Source organism: Streptomyces sp. NPDC002994, from assembly GCF_040611155.1.
Taxonomy (GTDB): Bacteria; Actinomycetota; Actinomycetes; order Streptomycetales; family Streptomycetaceae; genus Streptomyces.
Window position 1 is genome coordinate 11652 of the sequence record NZ_JBEXNQ010000001.1, and the last position, 18498, is coordinate 30149.

Consider the following 18498-nt stretch of genomic DNA (forward strand, 5'->3'; position numbering starts at 1 on the left):
CGAGGGCGCAGGAGCAACCCTAGGGTTGCGCTTCCGTCGCGGAAGCGGCGTCCGCTTCGGCGGCCTGAGCCACCGCCGCCCACGGCAGCCACGCCCGGACGCGGAATCCGCCGTCGGGCGTGGGCCCGTGGTCGAGACGGCCGCCGGCGAGCGCGGCCCGTTCGGTCAGGCCGATGAGGCCCTGGCCGGATCCCGGGACCGCGGGCGTGTCGCCTTCGGGAGCGGGATTGCGTACTTCGACGGTGAGGCCGTCGCCAGGTGCGCCGGTCAGCGTCACGGTGACTTCGGCGCCGGGTGCGTGCTTGCGGGCGTTGGTCAGGCCCTCCTGCGCGATGCGGTAGACGTTGCGGCCGATGGCTGCGGGCACGTCCTGGGGCCGCGTGATGCGGTGGTCGAGGGTCACCTTCATCCCGGCCTCGCGCGACTCCGCGTCGAGCGCGTCGAGCGTGGCGAGAGTCGGCTGCGGCCGGTGCTCGTCGCCGGCGGCCGGTCCGCGCAGTACGCCGATGACGTCGCGCAGGTCGTTGAGCGCCTCGTGCGCGCTGTCGCGGATCACCCCGGCGGCGCGGGCGACCTCGGCGGGCGGGGCGTCGGGGCGGAATTCGAGGGCGCCGGCGTGGACGCTGAGCAGGGTGAGCCGGTGGGCCAGTACGTCGTGCATCTCGCGCGCGATGTCCTCGCGGGCGAGGCGCTGCGCCTGCTCGGCGCGCAGGGCGGCCTCCGCCTCGGCCCGGCGGGCCCGGTCGCGCAGCGATACGACGAGCTGTCGGCGGGAGCGTACGAACATGCCCCACCCGACGATCAGCAGGACGATCACGACGGTGGCGACGGCGGAGGCCGCGAACGGCAGGGTGGGGTCGGGTCGCAGTACCGTCTGCGTCAGCCCGCCCACGACGGCGGCGGAACCGACGGCTGCGACCACCTTGAACGGCCGGTGCACGGTGAGCGTGAACAGCGCGACGAGCTCGGCTCCGGAGGCGACGGGCGCCACGGCGGAAACGGCGACGAGGGTGACGGCGAGGCCCACGGGCCAGCGGCGCCGCACCCACAGGGCGCAGCAGGCAGCGGCGCCGACGAGCTGGTCGAGGATGACGATGTACTGGGGGTTGCCGACGCTGCCGGTGACATCGGCCGCGGCGATGCCGACGAGCGCGGCGAACAGGAACATGACGATGTCGACGAACCAGTCACGCGGAGTACGGCGCGGCCGCCCGCCCCGGTCACCCGGCAGATCGGGGTCGGCCATCGCCGAGGGCTGCAGCCAGCGGTACTCCTGATCGGTCATGTCGACAAAGCTACGCACGTGGGGGCGGGTCCGACGCGCGGTGACGGGTTTCAGCGACCAAAGTCGCGGAGTCCCAGACTTTCGGCGCACCGGGCGAGCCTGACGGCCGACGCGGTGGGGCGGTTGTCCGCGCCACGATCGGCGCATGAAGAAGATTCTTGAGGTGGCCGGGTTCGTGCTGTTCGTGTCGGGCGGGTCCGGGCTGATCCACGAGGTCACGGGGTGGATGCCGAAGTTCTTCGGCTTCTTGCAGTTGCTGCCGTTCCTGCGGGGGCATGCGATCTACACGAACATCGTGCTGGCGGTCGCGGGCATAGCCCTGATGGCCTCCGCGGACCGCTTCCGCCGGGTGTAGGGGCCCTGCGGGGCTGAACGCCCTCCGGGCGTGTCCTCAAACGCCGGACGGGCTTGATTTTGGCTGAACTGGACCGCACCCCTGGGCACTTTCAGCCCGTCCGGCGTTTGAGGACCGGGGTCTGGGGCGGAGCCCCAATTTCAGCCCCGCAGGGATCCGCACCGCACGGCCGGTCTACCCCCGCGTCCCCGCCCGGCGGCCCCACGTCGTGCCCGCCAGCACCAGTACGCCGCCCAGCAGGCCCACCGCGCCCAGCCGTTCGCCGCCGATCGCGATGCCGGCCGCCGCCGCCCACAGCGGTTCGGTGCCGAGGAGGAGGCTGACGCGGGACGGGGAGGTTCGGCGTACCGCCCACATCTGCACGAAGAAGGCGAAGAGCGTGCAGAACACCGAAAGGAAGACGAGGCCCGCCCACTCGCGCGGCCCGAAGCCCGCCGCGACCGTCCAAGGGGCGGGGCCGGTGCCGGGAGCCGTCGCCAGGACGGCGAACACCGCCACCGCGCCGCCCAGTTGGACCGTCGTGAGCGACAGCGCGTCCGCGCCCTGGACCGACTTGACCCGGGCCATCGCGAGCACATGCGCGGTACGGGCAAGGGCCGCCAGCAGCATCAGCAAGTCGCCGAGCGAGGGGGTCGTGAAACCGCCGTCCTGGGTGAGCAGCACCACCCCGGCCACCGAAAGCCCCGCGGCGCCCACAAAGGCGCGGGACGGCACGGTCCGCGTCACCGCCGCCTCGGCGAGCGGCGTGAAGATCATGGTGAGGCTGATGATGAGCCCGGCGTTGGTGGCCGAGGTGTGCACGACGCCGTACGTCTCCAGCAGGAAGATCACGCTCAGTACGAGCCCGAGCATCCACGCGCCGCGCCACTGGGCGGCATTCAGCGCGCGCAGCTGGCGCCAGCCGAGGACGGCCAGCACGGGCAGCACTATGGCGAAGCGCAGGACCAGCACCGGCACCACGGTCTGCGCCGTGGTGATGTCCTTGGCCGCGAGATAGCTCGCGCCCCAGACGACGGCGACGAGCAGCACGGGCAGGTCGGTGAGCCATGCCGTCCGGCGCGGCAGAGCGACGTCAGGTACGGGTACGGCGGTCGGTGATGATGCGGCGGCCACTGGCGCGGTCTCCCCCGGGAAAGGCGGTGTGGAGACTTCGGCGGCTCGCACGCGGAGCGATCACCGTACCCGCGCCGCCCCTCACTGGTCGAGATCGAATGTGCCGTACTCCGGCCTGCCCGCGGGCCGGTAGGTGTGGATGGCGTTCCCCGTCTCCGTGGTGCTGCTGTCCGCCAGTTCGAAGCGGGTCGGCAGGCCGCCCTCCTCGAACAGCCGCTGTCCCGCTCCCAGAACAACGGGAAAGGTGAGCAGGTTGTACTCGTCGATGAGGTCGTGCCGCATCAGGGACCGGGCGAGCGCCCCGCTGCCGTGGATCTGGAGCTCCCGGCCCGGCTGCTTCTTGAGCCGTGAGACCTCTTCCGCGACGTCGCCGGAGATGACGGTGGAGTTGTTCCAGTCGGCCTTGTCCAGGGTCGTGGACGCGACGTACTTCGGAAGGGTGTTGAGACGGCTCGCGACCGGGTCGTTCTCGTCGGTGACCTTCGGCCAGTAGGCGGCGAAGATCTCGTACGTACGCCGGCCGAGCAGGAACGCGTCGACCCGGCCGAACACCCCGTCGATGAAACGGCCCATGCCTTCGTCGAAGAAGGGCACCAGCCAGCCGCCCTGCTCGAACCCGCCGCTGGTGTCCTCCTCCGGGCCGCCGGGGGCCTGCATGACGCCGTCGAGCGTGAGGAACGTAGTGAGCGTGATCTTCATGGTCCGAAGCCCTTCTTCGTCAGTGTCACCAGCTCTGACTCCACGCTTCCACGGAACTCGTCGCCCGTCCCGGACACGGCGTCCGTTTGCCGCCAGCGCCACCCGCCCGCCACCGGTTTCCTTGAATCCGCAACCATTCATGGGAAATTGAGGAAAAGGCAGCGACATGGCTTCACTGAACGGCAGGACGGCACTGGTCACCGGCGGCAGCCGGGGCATCGGCGCGGCGATCGCCCTGCGGCTCGCGCAGGACGGCGCGGATGTGGCCCTCACGTACGTACGGGACGAGAAGGCCGCCCAGGAGATCGTCCAGAAGATCGAGTCGATGGGCGGGCGCGGCATCGCGCTGCGCGCCGACGCGGCGGACCCGGCCGCGGTCACCGCCGTCGTGGGCCGGGCCGCCGACGAGCTCGGCCGGCTCGACATCCTGGTCAACAACGCAGGCGTCGGCGTACTCGGCCCGATCGGCACCCTGACGCTCGCGGACGTCGACCGTGTCCTGGCCGTGAACGTACGGGCGGTCTTCCTGGCCTCGCAGGCCGCTGCCGCCAGGATGGAGCGCGGCGGCCGGATCATCTCCACCGGCAGTTGCATGAGCGCGCGTGTGCCGGGCCCCGGCGGAACTCTGTACGCGATGAGCAAGGCGGCGCTGACCGGCCTGACGAAGGCACTGGCGCGGGAGCTGGGCGGCCGGGGCATCACGGCGAACCTCGTGCTGCCGGGTCCGGTCGACACGGACATGAACCCGGCGGACGGCCCGTACGCCGGGCCGCAGAGCGAGTTGACGGCCCTCGGCCGCTTCGGCACCCCGGACGAAGTCGCGTCGACGGTCTCGTTCCTGGCCGGCGACGAGGCCGCGTACATGACGGGCTCCGAGGTACTGGTGGACGGCGGTCACGCTGCCTGAACCAGACAGAACGGAGTGCACCGGGGCCGTCGCGTCCCGGTGCACTCCGTGTCATTCGTCCCGCGGTGGCGTCAGCCCCGTCAGCCGCCCAGTTCCTGGTGGCGGGCCGCCAGGCGCGACGCCCCCGCCTCCGTCAGCGAGCCGAAGAGGCGCAGGCGGGAGATGCCACCGTCCGGGAAGATGTCCATCCGGACCTCGGTCGCGGCCGGGACCGCGTCCAGCAGGAAGCGGTGGTTCGTGTCGGGCTGGAGCCGGGTCCGGGGCAGGATCTCGGTCCACTCGCCCTCGGCCCCGTCGCGCACCGAAAGCGCCGCCCAGCCGGCCGAGTTGCCCTTCAGGTACGCCGTGTCGATCTCGACGGCGCGGATATCGGCCTGCGCCACCAGGTGGTAGTGGATCCAGTCGTTGCCCTTGTCGCGGCGACGGCGGGTCTCCCAGCCGTCGTCCATCTTGTGCGAGCGGCCCGGCTGGATGGTGTTGGTGGCCGGGGAGTAGAAGCGGTCGGAGGCGTCCTCGACCCGGCCGCCGTTCTCCAGGGCGACGAGGTCGAACGTACCGAGCCTCTCCAGCCACGCCGGGTCGGGCGCGACCTCGCCGTACACCCGCAGGCGTGCTATGCCGCCGTCGGGGTGCTGGTTGATCCGCAGGTGCGTGAAGCGCTGCTCGACGTCGACGGCGAAGCCGTTGGCCGCGTGGCCGCCGACTGCCGTACGGGGGACCAGAGTCACCCACTTCACGTCGCCGGAAAGGAGGTCGTCGGGGGACGGCGATCCCGGCACCGACGCCGCCTCGACCGAGACCGCCTGCGGGTAGTTGCCGCGGAAGTGGGCGGTGTCGATGACGATTCCGCGTATGACGCCGGGCGCTCCCAGACGTACAAGAGCCCAGTCGTGGTCCTCGTCCGTCGGGTGCGGCTGCTGGGCGCTGACACCACGGCGACGGCGGGTCTCCCAGCCGTCCATGATCTTGCCCTTGTGGCCGAAGTGCTCGGGGTCGAACTCCGCCGCCCCGGGCCGCAGCATGTTCTCGCGCTCGGCGAAGAACTCGTCGTTGGCGGCGATGACGCCCGCGCCGAGCTGCCGGTCGGCGAGGTCCGCGAAGTGCGTGAAGGGGAAGTCCGCGGTGCGGTAGTCGGCGTACGGGTCGCCGCTGCCGTACGGGTTCGCGTCACCGGTGAAAGAGGGGGTCGCCACGTCAGACACGTCAGTTGTTCCTTTCGAGCAGCCGGCCGGTCGGCTCGGCCAGGGTGCCGTTGTCGGCGATACGTACGCCTCGCAGCCACGTCGACTTGACGACGCCCTGCAGGGTCTTGCCCGCGTACGCCGTCACCTGGTTGCGGTGGTGCAGCTCCGCCGGGTCGACGGTGAAGCTCTCGTCGGGCGCGAGGACCGCGAAGTCGGCGTCGCGGCCGACCTCGATGGCGCCCTTCTGGGACAGCCCGGCGAGTTCGGCGGGCGCGGCGGACATCCAGCGGACGACGTCCTCCAGCGAGCGGCCGCGGCGCCGGGCCTCGGTCCAGATCGCGGGGAGGCCGAGCTGGAGCGAGGAGATCCCGCCCCACGCGGACGCGAAGTCCGGCGTCTTCAGATCAGTGGTGCAGGGCGAGTGGTCGGAGACGATGCAGTCGATCGTGCCGTCCGCGAGCCCCTCCCACAGCGCGTCCTGGTTCTCGGCCTCACGGATCGGCGGGCAGCACTTGAACTCCGTGGCCCCGTCCGGGACTTCCTCGGCCGTGAGGGTGAGGAAGTGCGGGCAGGACTCGACCGTGATGCGTACGCCCTCACGCTTCGCGGCGGCGATGAGCGGCAGCGCGTCCGAGGACGACAGGTGCAGTACGTGGACGCGGGCGCCCAGGCGCTTGGCGTGCGCGATCAGGCCCTCGATCGCGGTGTTCTCGGCGTCGCGCGGCCGCGAGGCGAGGAAGTCGGCGTACGCCGGACCGCTCTTCTGCGGGGCGGTCTCCAGGTGGTGCGGGTCCTCGGCGTGGACGATCAGCTGGCCGCCGAAGCCGGTGATCTCGGCCATCGAGCGGGCGAGCTGTTCCTGGTCGAGCTGGGGGAACTCCTCGACGCCCGAGGGCGAGAGGAAGCACTTGAAGCCGAAGACTCCGGCGTCGTACAGCGGCCGCAGGTCCTTCACGTTGGACGGGATCGCGCCGCCCCAGAAGCCGACGTCGATGTGCGCCTTGGGGCGGGCGACGTCCTGCTTGGTGCGCAGGTTGTCGACCGTGGTGGTCGGCGGCAGCGAGTTCAGCGGCATGTCGAGCAGCGTGGTGATGCCGCCCGCGGCGGCCGCGCGGGTGGCGGTCCAGAAGCCCTCCCACTCGGTGCGGCCCGGGTCGTTCACATGGACGTGGGTGTCGACGAGGCCGGGGAGCAGGACGTCGTCCCCGAAGTCCTCCAGCCGGGCCCCGGCCGGCACCTCGGCGTCGTACGGCAGCACAGCCGTGATCTTCCCGTCGGCGACGGCCACCGATGCGGCGCGCGTCCCCTCGGGGGTGATGACGCGCGTCGAGCGCAGTACCAGTTCCACGACGTCGGACACCCGTGACCTCACCTTCGGTATGCGGAATTCGTATGCAGGAATTCAACGCTGTGACATTCAACGTTTTGTTGAAGGAGTCTTCACTTCGGGGTCCGGCCCGTCAAGACCCTCCCCAGCCCCTGAGACCCCTGTGACCTGCAAGGGGATCATGGCTTCGGCCATCCCGCCCCTCGTGGCCGCGCACAGCGCTCCACCCGCTTGGATGTTTCCACAAAGTGGAAGTAGAATTTCGCGTGACAGAAGGTGGCTACGTACAAGGAGAGCGTCGAGAGATCGTCCGACGTGACCGTCGACACACGGACAAACACCCTCTGACCGGCGAGGACGTCTTGACGCAGACCGTGTGCTCCGCGCATGCGGCGGGTAGGCTGCTGCCTTGCCCATCCGCCTCGAAAGGACCGTTGACGTGCCGTCGTCCAACGCCACCACCGACGCTTCCAAAACCGCTGCGCCCGCAGGTGGTGTCCAGTCCCTTGAGCGCGCCTTCGACCTGCTGGAGCGGATGGCTGACGCGGGCGGCGAGGTCGGACTCAGCGAGCTCTCCGCCAGCAGCGGTCTGCCGCTGCCGACGATCCACCGGCTGATGCGCACGCTGGTGGCCTGCGGTTACGTACGCCAGCAGACCAACCGCCGCTACTCGCTCGGCCCGCGCCTGATCCGCCTCGGCGAAAGCGCGTCCCGGCTGCTCGGCACCTGGGCCCGCCCCTACCTCGCCCGCCTGGTCGAGGAGACCGGCGAGACCGCGAACATGGCGCTGCTCGACGGCGACGAGATCGTGTACGTCGCCCAGGTGCCCTCGAAGCATTCGATGCGGATGTTCACCGAGGTCGGCCGCCGGGTCCTGCCGCACTCCACGGGCGTCGGAAAGGCCCTCCTCGCGTACACCCCGCCCGAGGAGGTGCGCGCGCTGCTCGCCCGTACGGGCATGCCGACCGCCACCGAAAAGACGATCACCACGGCGGAGGGCTTCCTGGAGGCCCTGGAGCAGGTCCGCAGGTCCGGTTACGCCGTGGACGACGGCGAGCAGGAGATCGGCGTCCGCTGCCTGGCGGTCCCGGTGCCCAACTCCCCCACGGCCGCGGCCATCTCGATCTCCGGCCCGGCGGGCCGGGTGACGGAGGCCGCGACCGAGAAGATCGTTCCGATACTCCAGGAAGTCGCCCAGGACCTCTCGGTCGTGCTGACCAACAACGGCACGCAGGGCTGATCAAGCACGTGTCCCGGCCGGTCAGGCCGGGATACGGCCGTCCGCCATCGTCACCGTGGAGTCCATCCGCTCCAGGTGCGCGCGGTCGTGTGTGACGAGCACCGTCGCCGTGCCGCGCTCGCGCGTCAGCGTGACCAGCAGGTCGAGTACGGCCGCGCCGCGCTCGTGGTCCAGGGCGCTGGTCGGCTCGTCGACCAGCAGGACCGCCGGTTCGTTCATCAGCGCGCGGGCGATGTTCACCCGCTGGCGCTGACCGCCGGACAGCTGGTGCGGGCGGCGGTCGGCCTTGTCTGCGAGCCCGACCGCGTCCAGCAGCTCCCGCGCCCGGTCACGGACCTGGCGGGGCGGGCGTCCCGCCACGTGAGCCATCACCTGAAGCTGCTCGGCCGAGGTGAGGGACGGCAGCAGGTTCGGCTGCTGGAACACGATGCCGATGCGCGTACGCCGCAGCTCCGCCTTCTCGGCCCGGCTCAGGGGGCCCGTGTCCGTACCGTCGACGACCACCCTCCCCCGGTCCGGTGAGACCAGCGTCGCGGCAACGGCGAGCAGGCTGGACTTGCCGGAGCCGGACGGCCCGACGACAGCCGTGAGCGAGCCCGCGCCGACGTCGAGCGTGATGTCGTCGAGCGCGGTCAGGCGGGAGTCGCCGTCAGGGTAGGTGAGGGTGACGTCCGTAAGGGACAAGGACTGGTGCGGGGGCAGGGCGGTCATCGGGCGCTCCCGAGTGCGACGAGGGGATCGACGGCGGTGATGCGCCGGATGGAGAGTGCGGCGCCGACCACGCCGAGGCCCGCTGTCACGGCGGCCGGGACGAGCAGCGTCACCGGATCGAGTACGAACGGGACCGCGTCACCGGCGACGGCGCCGCCGATGAGGGTGGCGAGTGCGGTGCCCAGGAACGTACCGGCGCCGAGCATCAGGACGGCCTGGCCGAGCGCGTCACGCAACAGGTAGGGCGTGGAGGCGCCGAGCGCCTTCAGGACCGCGATGTCGCCGCTGCGCTGGATCGTCCAGACCGTGAAGAAGGCGCCGACGACGAGCGCCGAGATGACGAAGAGGAAGCCGCGCATCAGCTGGAGCGAGCCGTTCTCCGCCTCGTAGGAGGCGAGGGCGCTCAGCGAGCCGTCGATGGTGCGGGTCTCGGTGCCCGCCGCCCGGTCGCCCGCCGCGAGGTCCGCGCCTTCGCCGGTGGTCAGGGCGACGACGGTGGCCTGCTTCTCCGTGCTGCTGCTGAGCCGCTGCCAGTCGTCGAGCGAAGTCCACACCACAGGCGTGTGGCTGTACGAGTCGTCGCCCTCGACGGCGGCGACGGTCTCCTCCACGTCGCCGATCCGCACCGTGTCCCCGACCCCGGCGCCGCCCAGGTCCTCGGCCGCCCGTACGGACAACACGACCCGCCCGGACCCGAAGCCCTCGACGGCCGGCGCCAGGCCCGAACCCGGCTCGACGCCGAACACCGACACGGCGGCCGCCCGCTCCCCCGCCCGGGCATTGGTCGTACGGATACCGAGCGGCTCGGCGGCGGTGATGCCGGGCCGGCGCCCCCACTGCTGCCAGACGCTCTCGCCGACCGACGAATGGGTGAACGACACCTCCTGCCCCTCGGGCGGCCGGTCGAAGGCCAGCCGGTCGGCCGGGAGCGAGGTGATGGCCGAGGTGTTGTCCCTGGCCAGCCCGGCGGTGAGGCCGGACAGCAGCCCGACCAGCAGCGTGATCAGCACGACGACCGTGCCCATGAGCGCGAACCGGCCCTTGGCGAACCGGAGATCTCTCCATGCGACAAACATGTTTCCACCCTGGCCGCGGGGGCGCGCGAAAACATCGCGCCACGGATCGGCGCGACATCAATCTTTTGATTGACGGGGCAACGGCGCCGGAGCCCTACGCTGGAAAAGCCATGGAACCAAGCTCTGCCCTACCCGGCCCTTCCCTGCCCGGCCCTTCCTTCCCCAGTTCTGCCCTCCCCGGCCCTTCCCCATCCCGCTCGCCCCTCCCCTCCCGTCCGCTCACTCCCGTGCTGCGCGCACTGCGCCTGTGCCTGCACGCGCTGCTCGGCGGGCTGATCGCGCTCGCCGCCGTGAAGGCCGTGGCCGACGACGCCCCCGACGCGACGGCGGTCGTACTCGCGGCCGTCACGATGGCCGTCGTCTACACCGTCGGAACGCTGAGCCCGGCCGTCGACCGCTCGCCCCGGCCCGCCGCCGTCTGGCTCGCCGCGCTGGGCCTCGCCTGGCTGATACTGCTGGCCCTGTCCCCGGACGGGCTGTGGGCGGCGTTCCCGCTGTACTTCCTCCAGCTGCACCTGCTGCCGATGCGCTGGGGCCTGGCCGCGGTCGTCGCGACGGCGGCCGCCGCCATCGCCGGCTTCGTCCTGCACGGGCAGACGGTGACGCCCGGAACGTTCATCGGGCCACTGCTCGGCGCCGCGGTCGCCGTGGCGACGGTCCTCGGGTACCAGGCGCTGTACCGGGAGAGCGAGCGGCGCCGCGAGCTCATCGACGAGCTGCTCGCGACCCGCGAGGACCTGGCCGCCGCCGAGCGGACGGCCGGGACGCTGGCCGAGCGCGAGCGGCTGGCCCGCGAGATCCACGACACGCTCGCCCAGGGCCTGTCCAGCATCCAGCTCCTGCTGCGCGCCGCCGAGCGCACCCTGCCGGTCGGCGATCCGGCCGCCGCGCACGTCCGCCAGGCCCGGGAGGCGGCGCAGGACAACCTGGCCGAGGCGCGCCGTTTCGTACGGGCCCTGACCCCGCCCGACCTGGAGCACGGCTCGCTGCCCGCCGCGCTGGAGCGGCTTTGCGCGGCGACTCCCGGGCTCGCTGTGCGGTTCGCCGTGAGCGGTACGCCGGTGAAGCTGCCCACTCCGTACGAGGTGGCCCTGCTGCGCATCGCCCAGTCGGCGCTCGCCAACACGGTGCGGCACGCGGGCGCCGCACGCGCCGAGATCACGCTCAGTTTCATGGACACCTCGGTGGCGCTGGACGTCGTGGACGACGGCGTCGGCTTCGACCCCCTGGCGGCCCGCGCCGCGCGGGCGGGCGGCGGTTTCGGCCTGCCGGCGATGCGCTCGCGGGCGCGCTCGCTCGGCGGCATGCTGAGCGTCGAGTCGGCGCCGGGTCAGGGAACGGCCGTAGCGATCACCCTGCCCCTGCCTTCCGGAGACCCTGGAGACCCCACGTGATGACCCCCGGCGCCCCGGTCCGCCTGCTGCTGGCCGACGACCATCCCGTCGTACGGGCAGGCCTGCGCGCCGTACTCGACACCGAGGAGGACTTCCTGGTCGTCGCGGAGGCGGCGACCGCGGAGCGGGCGGTGGAGCTCGCGGCGGCGGACGACTTCGACGTCGTACTGATGGATCTGCAGTTCGGGCCGGGCAGGATGCACGGCTGCGAGGCCACCGCCGCGATCACCGCGCGTCCGGGGTCGCCCCGGGTGCTCGTCCTGACGACGTACGACACGGACGCCGACATCCTGGCGGCGGTGGAGGCGGGCGCGAGCGGCTACCTGCTCAAGGACGCGCCGCCGGAGGAACTGTCGGGCGCGGTACGCACGGCGGCGGCCGGCCAGTCGGCGCTGGCGCCGGCGGTCGCGCACCGGCTGATGGACCGGATGCGGACGCCGGCCCAGGCGCTGACGCGGCGCGAGCTGGAGGTGCTGCAACTGGTCGGCGACGGTCTGTCGAACCAGCAGATCAGCAAGAAGCTGTTCCTCAGCCAGGCGACGGTCAAGTCCCATCTGGTGCACATATACGCGAAGTTGGGCGTGGACTCGCGCACGTCCGCGGTGGCGGTGGCGACGGCCCGCCGCCTGATCCGCCGCTGACGGGCGGGGGTCGGCCCTGCGGGGCTCCGCCCCAGACCCCGCTCCTCAAACGCCGGAGGGGCTGGGTAGTGCCGGCCAGACTGGGGGGCTGGGGGCTTGCCCCCAGTTCGGGAAGGGGCGGGTCGGGGAACAGGCCCCGCAGGGCCCGCACCCGCACCGCTAGTCGCGGCGGCCGAAGAGTTCAACCGCGTTGCGTACCTGCGTCATCGCTTCCGCCAGCGCGCTGACCGAGCCGATCGACCCCGCGACCAGCAGCAGCGAACGCCGCAGCCGCATGATCTCGGGCACGCCGCTGAGCGCCATCGCGTGCAGCGACGCCAACTCGTCCTCGGCGACTCCCCGGTCGGGCAATTCGGCGGGGTGCCCGGCCAATTCACGGCGCAACCGCGAAACGGCAGCACGCAGCTCCGTCACTCGCGGGTCCTCACCGTTGCCGGTCACGCACCTCTGTTCCACACTTCTCAACAAGGTTCTCCCCCAGTGGTTCAGCCCGTACGCCGCTGGTCGGACGCCGTACGCATGAGCTGGGATCAGTTAACGCCAATCGGCGGGCTGTACGCCACTTGGCGGAGGGCGGACCTAATCGTCGGAGTCGACGGCGTTGCGCCAGACGGTCACGTCCAGCGTCAGGTAGTCGTCACTGGGCGAACCCTCGACCGTGATTCCCTGGACCGTCACGAGGCCCACGTGCCCCGTACCGGTGGTGACGCAGAGCTGCCGCCCCTTCGAGAGCTTGTTCACGTAGGCGCTCACCACGTACCGCGTCTCCGCGCGGCAGGCGGCAAGGGACCCCTCCTTCCCCGCGTCGAGCAGCGCCAGACTTCCGTCCCAGGTCTCCTCGTCGAGATACCCGCCGGTGTCGTAGGAGAGTTCGTACCCACCGTCCTCGCCCAGCTGGGGCCGGAGTTCGTCGTCGCCGAGGGTCAGGTGGTAGCCGGCGGTGAGGTTGATGCCCTTGTACACGGCGGGCTTCGGGGCGGGCTTGGACTCCGGCTTCGGGTCGGGGGCGGCCTCGCCCCCGTTGTTCGTCTCCTTGCCCTGCGCCGTGCCGCCGCCCTGCGTCTGGTTCCCGTCGTCCTTGAGCAGCGCGTACACCGTGGCGCCGCCCGCGACGCCGAAGATCAGCGCGGCGGCGAGCGCGACGAGCGGCCCCCGCTTGGCAGGCGGCTTCGCAGCCGCCGGGTGTCCGGGGTACGTCGGGGGCTGGTGCGTCGGCAGCTGCGTCGGGGCGTAGGCGTGCGCGTGGGCGTAGGGCGGCTGCCCCGGGGCCTGGTGCGGCGCGGGCGGGCCGAAGCCGGGGGGCGGGGTCGCCGGGGCCACGGGCGCGGTGGGCGAGTAGCCCACCGGCGTGGTGGGCGAGTAGGCGGCGGACGACGGGGGCGGCGGGGTCTGAACCGGGGCGGGGGCGGCCGCGCGTACCGTGATGTCGGCGGCGACCGCGCCCGGCAGCCAGTCCTCGGGTCGGCGCAGCACGGTCTCGGCGTTGGCCGACTGGCACAGCCCGATGACCTCGGCGATCGAGGGCCTCGCCGCCGGGTCCTTGGCCAGGCAGCGGCTGACCAGCTCCATCAGCCGCTCCGGGACCCCGCTGAGATCGGGCTCCTCGTGGACGATCCGGTAGAGCACCCCGTGCGAGGTGCCCTCGCCGAAGGCCGGGGATCCGGTGGCCGCGTACGCCGCGACCTGGCCGAGGGCGAAGATGTCGGTGGCCGGGGTCACCCTGCGCCCCGCGGCCTGCTCCGGGGCCATGAACGACGGGGTGCCGATGGTGACGCCGCTGCCGGTGAGCGAGGTCGCGTCGGCGGCGTACGCGATACCGAAGTCGATGACGCGCGGGCCGTCGGCGGCGAGCAGTACGTTGGAGGGCTTCAGATCACGGTGCACGATGCCGGCACCGTGGATGACGTGCAGGGCCTCCGCCATGCCGGCGATCAGCAGCAGCACCGCCTCGACGGGCAGCGCCCCGTGCGCGACGACCGCGTCGGCGAGCGAGGGGCCCGGCACGTAGGCGGTGGCCAGCCACGGCTGCGCGCCGTCCGTGTCGGCGTCGATGACGGGCGCGGTGAAGAGCCCCTGTACGCGCTGCGCGGACTGCACTTCCTGAGCGAACCGGCGGCGGAATTCGGGATCCTCGCCGAATTCGGGCCGGATCACCTTGATGGCGACGGGCCGGCCGCCCGGTGTGTACGAGAGATACACCTTGCCCATGCCGCCCGCGCCGAGCTTGGCGGCCAGCCGGTACCCGGCGATGGTGGTCGGATCGTCCTGCGCGAGAGGCTGGAAGACCTGAGGGGAACTGCCCCGGTCCGGCTGCTGACCACTCATCAACTCATGTCTCCCACCCAGAACACCGATATCGAATCGAACGGCACCCTATCCAAGGACGGGCCGTCGGCGCCCGTCCCGATGCGGTATGCAGAACCCATGGCACATACAAGAGATGACGGGTCCGCCGGCATCGCGGGGCTTCTGCTCGCGGCGGGCGGCGGTCGCCGGCTCGGCGGACGGCCGAAAGCGCTGCTGGAGTACCGGGGGCGGCCGCTGGTCGAGCACGCGGTACGGGTGCTGCGCGAGGGCGGCTGCGGTCCGGTGCACGTGGTGCTGGGCGCGGCGGCCGCACGGGTGCGCGAGCGCGCCGACCTGACCGGATGCGTGCTGGTCGACAACCCGGAGTGGGACGAGGGGATGGGTTCGTCGCTGCGGGCCGGCCTGGCGTCCCTGGCCGGTACGGGGGCCTCGGCCGCGCTCGTCTCGCTGGTCGACCAGCCGGGGATCGGCGCGGCGGCGGTGGGCCGCGTGGTGGCGGCGTACCGCACGCCTTCGAGCCTCGCGGCGGCGGCGTACAACGGGGAGAGGGGGCATCCGGTGCTCTTCGGGGCGGAGCGGTGGGCGGACATCGTGTCGAGTGCGACGGGCGACCGGGGGGCACGCGCCTATCTGAAGGAACACGAGGGCGCGGTCACCCTCGTCGAGTGCGGGGATGTGGCCGCGGCGTACGACATCGACACGCCGGAGGACCTGAGGCACCTGGAGTGACCGAGGTGGCACTGAGCGCCAGTTTCTGTCGACTATGAGAATCTCGATATCAACAGACCGTTGAACTTCCACCATGAGGAAACTACTATCCACACGTCAGAAGCGCCCTGCACCACTCGGCGGCGCCCGCGACCGTACCTCGGAGCCATGGCACTCTGTGCCGTTCTCGGGCGACCCGGCGGCCGTCAGGCGTCGCCCGCCTAAGGAGTGACAGCTCATGTCCGCACCAGCGCCGTCCCCGCTGGCCATCGTCGATGCCGAGCCCCTGCCCAGGCAGGAAGAGGTCCTGACCGACGCGGCTCTCGCCTTCGTGGCCGAGCTGCACCGGCTGTTCACGCCACGCCGTGACGAGCTGCTGGCCCGCCGCTCCGAACGCCGCGCCGAGATCGCCCGTACCTCCACGCTGGACTTCCTCCCGGACACCGCACAGGTCCGCGAGGGAGACTGGAAGGTCGCGCCGGCTCCGGCCGCGCTCAACGACCGCCGCGTGGAGATCACCGGTCCGACCGACCGCAAGATGACCATCAACGCCCTGAACTCGGGCGCGAAGGTCTGGCTCGCCGACTTCGAGGACGCGTCCGCTCCCACCTGGGAGAACGTCGTCCTCGGCCAGCGCAATCTGATCGACGCGTACGAGCGCCGGATCGACTTCACCGACCCGAAGTCCGGCAAGACGTACGCCCTGAAGCCCGCCGAGGAGCTGGCGACCGTGGTGATGCGGCCGCGCGGCTGGCACCTCGACGAGCGCCACCTCCAGTTCGACGGCCGTCCGGTGCCGGGCGCCCTCGTCGACTTCGGGCTGTACTTCTTCCACAACGCCAAGCGGCTCATCGAGCTCGGGAAGGGCCCGTACTTCTACCTCCCCAAGACCGAGTCGCACCTCGAGGCGCGGCTGTGGAACGAGATCTTCGTCTTCGCGCAGGACTACGTCGGGATCCCGCAGGGCACCGTCCGCGCGACCGTCCTGATCGAGACGATCACGGCGGCGTACGAGATGGAGGAGATCCTCTACGAGCTGCGCGACCACGCGGCGGGGCTGAACGCGGGCCGCTGGGACTACCTCTTCTCCATCGTCAAGAACTTCCGTGACGGCGGCGCGAAGTTCGTCCTGCCGGACCGCAACGCGGTGACGATGACGGCGCCCTTCATGCGGGCGTACACCGAACTGCTCGTCCGCACGTGCCACAAGCGCGGCGCGCACGCGATCGGCGGCATGGCGGCGTTCATCCCGTCCCGCCGTGACGCCGAGGTCAACAAGGTCGCGTTCGAGAAGGTCAAGGCCGACAAGGACCGCGAGGCGGCCGACGGCTTCGACGGTTCCTGGGTCGCGCACCCGGACCTGGTGCCGATCGCCATGGCGTCGTTCGACGCGGTCCTGGGCGACAAGCCGAACCAGAAGGAGCGGCTGCGCGAGGACGTGTCGGTGGCGCCCGGCGAGCTCATCGCCATCGACTCGCTGGACGCGGTTCCGACGTACGAGGGGTTGGTCTCGGCCGTCCAGGTCGGCATCCGTTACATCGAGGCGTGGCTGCGGGGGCTGGGCGCCGTCGCGATCTTCAACCTGATGGAGGACGCGGCGACGGCGGAGATCTCCCGCTCCCAGATCTGGCAGTGGATCAACGCGGGCGTCGTCTTCGAGAACGGCCAGAAGGCGACCCCGGAGCTGGCCCGCAAGATCGCGGCGGAGGAACTGGCCGCGATCCGTGCGGAGATCGGCGACGAGGCGTTCGCGGCGGGCAAGTGGCAGCAGGCGCACGACCTGCTGCTCACTGTCTCGCTCGACGAGGACTACGCGGACTTCCTCACGCTGCCGGCGTACGAGCAGCTGCGCGGCTGATCAACACCGCTGTTCTCCGCCCCCGGTACCCGCACAGCACCGGGGGCGGAGTCACGCGCGAGCAGCCCAGGAGGCCCTCCGGGCGTTTGTCCTCAAACGCCGGACGGGCTGGAATTGCCCGCCCAGCGGGCATCGTCGCAAGCCGGGGCAGCGTGCTGCGGAAGTCATCGGATCGGCTCGCTCAGCTCGCCGCGCAACCGCTGCGCCCTCAGCACCAGTTCCAGCTCGAAGCGGCGGTCCGGGTCGTCGACCTCGTCGCCCCACAGCTCCCGTATCTGCCGCATCCGATAGCGCACGGTCTGCGGGTGTACGCCGAGCCTGGCCGCCACCTCCGGCGCGCCGCCCCGCGTCTCCAGCCACGCCAGCAGCGTCTCCGCCAGCCGTCGCCCCTGTGTGGGGCCGCAGTCGGCCAGCGGGGCCAAGCAGCGGCGCGTCAAGTCGCCGATGAGTTCCTCGGGCGGGAGAAGGACCAAGGCCTCGGTGTACTCCGTGCAGTGCAGCAGCCGCCCCGAAGGCAGCAGCCCCCGCTCCATGAGCCGTACGGCGGCCCCCGCCCAGCGCAGCGACTTCGCGGCCTCGGTCAGCGCCACCGCCGGCCCGATCGCCCCCGACCAGCCTTTCATCGACCGGCGCAGCAGCTCCGGCCGCCCCGCCAGCGCCGGGTCGGGCACGATCATCAGGGGCTGCTCGTTCTCCATGTCGAGGAGTACGCCCTGCCCCACGGCCGGGGCCACGCACGCGCGGCCCGGGCGCAGCAGCACGCCCACGGCGACCCGCTCGGGCAGCGACCAGCCGATTCTGGCGGCGTGCTCGGCGAGCGAGCGGGTGTGGACGGGGTCGGCGGGCTCGCCCTGCTCCGCGATCAGCGCCTGCGTCAACTTCCGTTGCAGTCTCAGCCGTTCACCGGCCTGGCGCGCGGCGGCCTCGGCGTATCCCCGTACGGTCTGGTCCACCAGCCCGTCCAGGAAGGCGAATCCGGACTCGGCGAGCTCGTACATCGCGGGCGGCGGAATGCGCACCTGCTGCCCGATCTCGGCGAGCCGCCGCCACGCGAGCCGGACGCCGAGCCGGTACATGGCCTGGAGGGAGTCGAGGGAGCGGCCGTGCAGCCCTTCGCCGCGCCCGAAGTCCTGGAAGACTTCGAGATGAACGTGGTGCGGCCGCCCCTCCGCCAGCACCAGATGCTGCACGAAGTCCTCCAGGGCGCGCCGGATGCCGACGAGGGCGATCAGCTCGCCCGATTCGTCGACGAGCAGCGGCAGCTTGGGGTGTTCGCGGCAGATGCAGTCGAGGATCTCCTGGGCGAGCGAGGGCACTTCGCGCATGGCCCGGTCGGTGAACTGCCGTACCTGGAGGCGGGGCACGTCCTCCCATGCCGAGCAGTCGCCCATACGTCGTCGCTCCCCGTCCACTGCGGTCGTTTCCACCGGGATCACTTCCGGGGCGTCGCCGACTCATAGCTGATCAGCGGCACATTGGGCTGGTCCGGGGTGGCGTTCAGCAGTGCCACGACGGCTAAGGCGGCGCCCACGGCGAGGGCGGCGGCAGCAACGGTGGTCAGCGCTGCTGCAAGAAGTCTGGACATGGTCGGGTCAGCCTCTCTGACGCTGTGCCCCACCGGTTCCCCCACCGGTTACCCACCGGTCCTGTCCGGCAGTGCCCAGTGTCAACACTCCATTGACAGTCCGTCAAG

At 71.6% G+C, this 18498-nt stretch carries 18 protein-coding genes; 7 read left to right on the top strand and 11 right to left on the bottom strand.

The genetic code is table 11. The features are described 5' to 3' along the window. Window positions 1–19: 19 nt before the first annotated feature. Window positions 20–1285 (bottom strand): histidine kinase, encoded by a 1266-nt coding sequence (locus tag ABZX79_RS00080; protein WP_355249555.1) that lies wholly within the window; start codon window positions 1283–1285, stop codon window positions 20–22. A 145-nt stretch (window positions 1286–1430) separates the two neighbouring features. On the opposite strand from ABZX79_RS00080, the gene ABZX79_RS00085 reads away from it, so the two are divergent. Then, window positions 1431–1640 carry a hypothetical protein gene (locus tag ABZX79_RS00085; RefSeq protein WP_028812918.1) on the top strand — a complete coding sequence of 70 codons (210 nt, stop codon included), beginning with the start codon at window positions 1431–1433 and terminating at the stop codon, window positions 1638–1640. 174 nt (window positions 1641–1814) lie between these two features. Here the strand turns inward: ABZX79_RS00085 and ABZX79_RS00090 are convergent, their stop codons facing one another. Both ABZX79_RS00090 and ABZX79_RS00095 read right to left on the bottom strand, forming a co-directional pair. After that, window positions 1815–2753 (bottom strand): DMT family transporter, encoded by a 939-nt coding sequence (locus ABZX79_RS00090; RefSeq protein ID WP_355249556.1) that lies wholly within the window; start codon window positions 2751–2753, stop codon window positions 1815–1817. 81 nt (window positions 2754–2834) lie between these two features. Beyond that, on the bottom strand, window positions 2835–3452 hold the full coding sequence (locus ABZX79_RS00095) for a dihydrofolate reductase family protein (RefSeq protein ID WP_355249557.1): 618 nt from the start codon (window positions 3450–3452) through the stop codon (window positions 2835–2837). A gap of 166 nt (window positions 3453–3618) precedes the next feature. On the opposite strand from ABZX79_RS00095, the gene ABZX79_RS00100 reads away from it, so the two are divergent. Next, window positions 3619–4359 (top strand): 3-oxoacyl-ACP reductase family protein, encoded by a 741-nt coding sequence (locus ABZX79_RS00100; RefSeq protein WP_355249558.1) that lies wholly within the window; start codon window positions 3619–3621, stop codon window positions 4357–4359. An 80-nt stretch (window positions 4360–4439) separates the two neighbouring features. Here the strand turns inward: ABZX79_RS00100 and alc are convergent, their stop codons facing one another. Continuing rightward, entirely contained in the window at window positions 4440–5561 is a 1122-nt protein-coding gene (gene alc, locus ABZX79_RS00105; protein ID WP_355249559.1) for an allantoicase, read from the bottom strand. Window position 5562: 1 nt separating this feature from the next. Next, a complete protein-coding gene (gene allB, locus ABZX79_RS00110) occupies window positions 5563–6903 on the bottom strand; it encodes an allantoinase AllB (RefSeq protein WP_355249560.1) in 1341 nt (446 codons plus the stop codon). A gap of 406 nt (window positions 6904–7309) precedes the next feature. Here allB and ABZX79_RS00115 point away from each other — a divergent pair, with 406 nt between their 5' ends. Further along, window positions 7310–8110, top strand: coding sequence for an IclR family transcriptional regulator (locus ABZX79_RS00115; RefSeq protein WP_355250012.1), 801 nt, complete (start codon window positions 7310–7312; stop codon window positions 8108–8110). Between the two features lie 21 nt (window positions 8111–8131). Here ABZX79_RS00115 and ABZX79_RS00120 read toward each other — a convergent pair whose 3' ends face one another. Together ABZX79_RS00120 and ABZX79_RS00125 are read right to left on the bottom strand one after the other, a co-directional pair. Next, window positions 8132–8821 carry an ABC transporter ATP-binding protein gene (locus ABZX79_RS00120; protein WP_355249561.1) on the bottom strand — a complete coding sequence of 230 codons (690 nt, stop codon included), beginning with the start codon at window positions 8819–8821 and terminating at the stop codon, window positions 8132–8134. Continuing rightward, on the bottom strand, window positions 8818–9897 hold the full coding sequence (locus ABZX79_RS00125; RefSeq protein WP_355249562.1) for an ABC transporter permease: 1080 nt from the start codon (window positions 9895–9897) through the stop codon (window positions 8818–8820). Before ABZX79_RS00125 ends, ABZX79_RS00120 begins: the two co-directional genes overlap by 4 nt. Window positions 9898–10124: 227 nt before the next feature. On the opposite strand from ABZX79_RS00125, the gene ABZX79_RS00130 reads away from it, so the two are divergent. Next, entirely contained in the window at window positions 10125–11291 is a 1167-nt protein-coding gene (locus tag ABZX79_RS00130; protein WP_355249563.1) for a sensor histidine kinase, read from the top strand. Further along, window positions 11291–11932: a response regulator transcription factor gene (locus ABZX79_RS00135; RefSeq protein WP_355249564.1), complete on the top strand. Its 642-nt coding sequence runs from the start codon at window positions 11291–11293 to the stop codon at window positions 11930–11932. Before ABZX79_RS00130 ends, ABZX79_RS00135 begins: the two co-directional genes overlap by 1 nt. Before the next feature lie 159 nt (window positions 11933–12091). On the opposite strand, the gene ABZX79_RS00140 is transcribed toward ABZX79_RS00135, so the two are convergent. Both ABZX79_RS00140 and ABZX79_RS00145 read right to left on the bottom strand, forming a co-directional pair. Beyond that, complete coding sequence (locus ABZX79_RS00140) at window positions 12092–12400, bottom strand: DUF5955 family protein (RefSeq protein WP_214980054.1); 309 nt, start codon at window positions 12398–12400, stop codon at window positions 12092–12094. Window positions 12401–12511: 111 nt separating this feature from the next. Next, window positions 12512–14257 (bottom strand): serine/threonine-protein kinase, encoded by a 1746-nt coding sequence (locus tag ABZX79_RS00145; protein WP_355249565.1) that lies wholly within the window; start codon window positions 14255–14257, stop codon window positions 12512–12514. A gap of 99 nt (window positions 14258–14356) precedes the next feature. Between ABZX79_RS00145 and ABZX79_RS00150 the strand changes: the two genes are divergently transcribed. Together ABZX79_RS00150 and aceB are read left to right on the top strand one after the other, a co-directional pair. Next, a complete protein-coding gene (locus tag ABZX79_RS00150) occupies window positions 14357–14968 on the top strand; it encodes a nucleotidyltransferase family protein (RefSeq protein WP_355249566.1) in 612 nt (203 codons plus the stop codon). 217 nt (window positions 14969–15185) lie between these two features. Continuing rightward, window positions 15186–16805, top strand: a complete 1620-nt coding sequence (gene aceB, locus ABZX79_RS00155; RefSeq protein WP_355249567.1) for a malate synthase A — start codon at window positions 15186–15188, stop codon at window positions 16803–16805. Window positions 16806–16969: 164 nt separating this feature from the next. On the opposite strand, the gene ABZX79_RS00160 is transcribed toward aceB, so the two are convergent. After that, window positions 16970–18196 carry a helix-turn-helix domain-containing protein gene (locus tag ABZX79_RS00160; RefSeq protein WP_355250014.1) on the bottom strand — a complete coding sequence of 409 codons (1227 nt, stop codon included), beginning with the start codon at window positions 18194–18196 and terminating at the stop codon, window positions 16970–16972. Between the two features lie 41 nt (window positions 18197–18237). Further along, complete coding sequence (locus ABZX79_RS00165; protein ID WP_355249568.1) at window positions 18238–18390, bottom strand: hypothetical protein; 153 nt, start codon at window positions 18388–18390, stop codon at window positions 18238–18240. Window positions 18391–18498 lie beyond the last annotated feature (108 nt).

Bases quoted from the DNA above. Each gene is read 5' to 3' on its own strand.
- ABZX79_RS00150 (WP_355249566.1), top strand. From the start codon at position 14,357: ATGGCACATACAAGAGATGACGGGTCCGCCGGCATCGCGGGGCTTCTG.
- ABZX79_RS00125 (WP_355249562.1), bottom strand. From the start codon at position 9,897: ATGTTTGTCGCATGGAGAGATCTCCGGTTCGCCAAGGGCCGGTTCGCG.
- ABZX79_RS00085 (WP_028812918.1), top strand. From the start codon at position 1,431: ATGAAGAAGATTCTTGAGGTGGCCGGGTTCGTGCTGTTCGTGTCGGGC.
- ABZX79_RS00100 (WP_355249558.1), top strand. From the start codon at position 3,619: ATGGCTTCACTGAACGGCAGGACGGCACTGGTCACCGGCGGCAGCCGG.
- ABZX79_RS00080 (WP_355249555.1), bottom strand. From the start codon at position 1,285: ATGACCGATCAGGAGTACCGCTGGCTGCAGCCCTCGGCGATGGCCGAC.
- ABZX79_RS00095 (WP_355249557.1), bottom strand. From the start codon at position 3,452: ATGAAGATCACGCTCACTACGTTCCTCACGCTCGACGGCGTCATGCAG.
- ABZX79_RS00160 (WP_355250014.1), bottom strand. From the start codon at position 18,196: ATGGGCGACTGCTCGGCATGGGAGGACGTGCCCCGCCTCCAGGTACGG.
- aceB (WP_355249567.1), top strand. From the start codon at position 15,186: ATGTCCGCACCAGCGCCGTCCCCGCTGGCCATCGTCGATGCCGAGCCC.
- ABZX79_RS00145 (WP_355249565.1), bottom strand. From the start codon at position 14,257: ATGAGTGGTCAGCAGCCGGACCGGGGCAGTTCCCCTCAGGTCTTCCAG.
- ABZX79_RS00135 (WP_355249564.1), top strand. From the start codon at position 11,291: ATGACCCCCGGCGCCCCGGTCCGCCTGCTGCTGGCCGACGACCATCCC.
- ABZX79_RS00120 (WP_355249561.1), bottom strand. From the start codon at position 8,821: ATGACCGCCCTGCCCCCGCACCAGTCCTTGTCCCTTACGGACGTCACC.
- ABZX79_RS00165 (WP_355249568.1), bottom strand. From the start codon at position 18,390: ATGTCCAGACTTCTTGCAGCAGCGCTGACCACCGTTGCTGCCGCCGCC.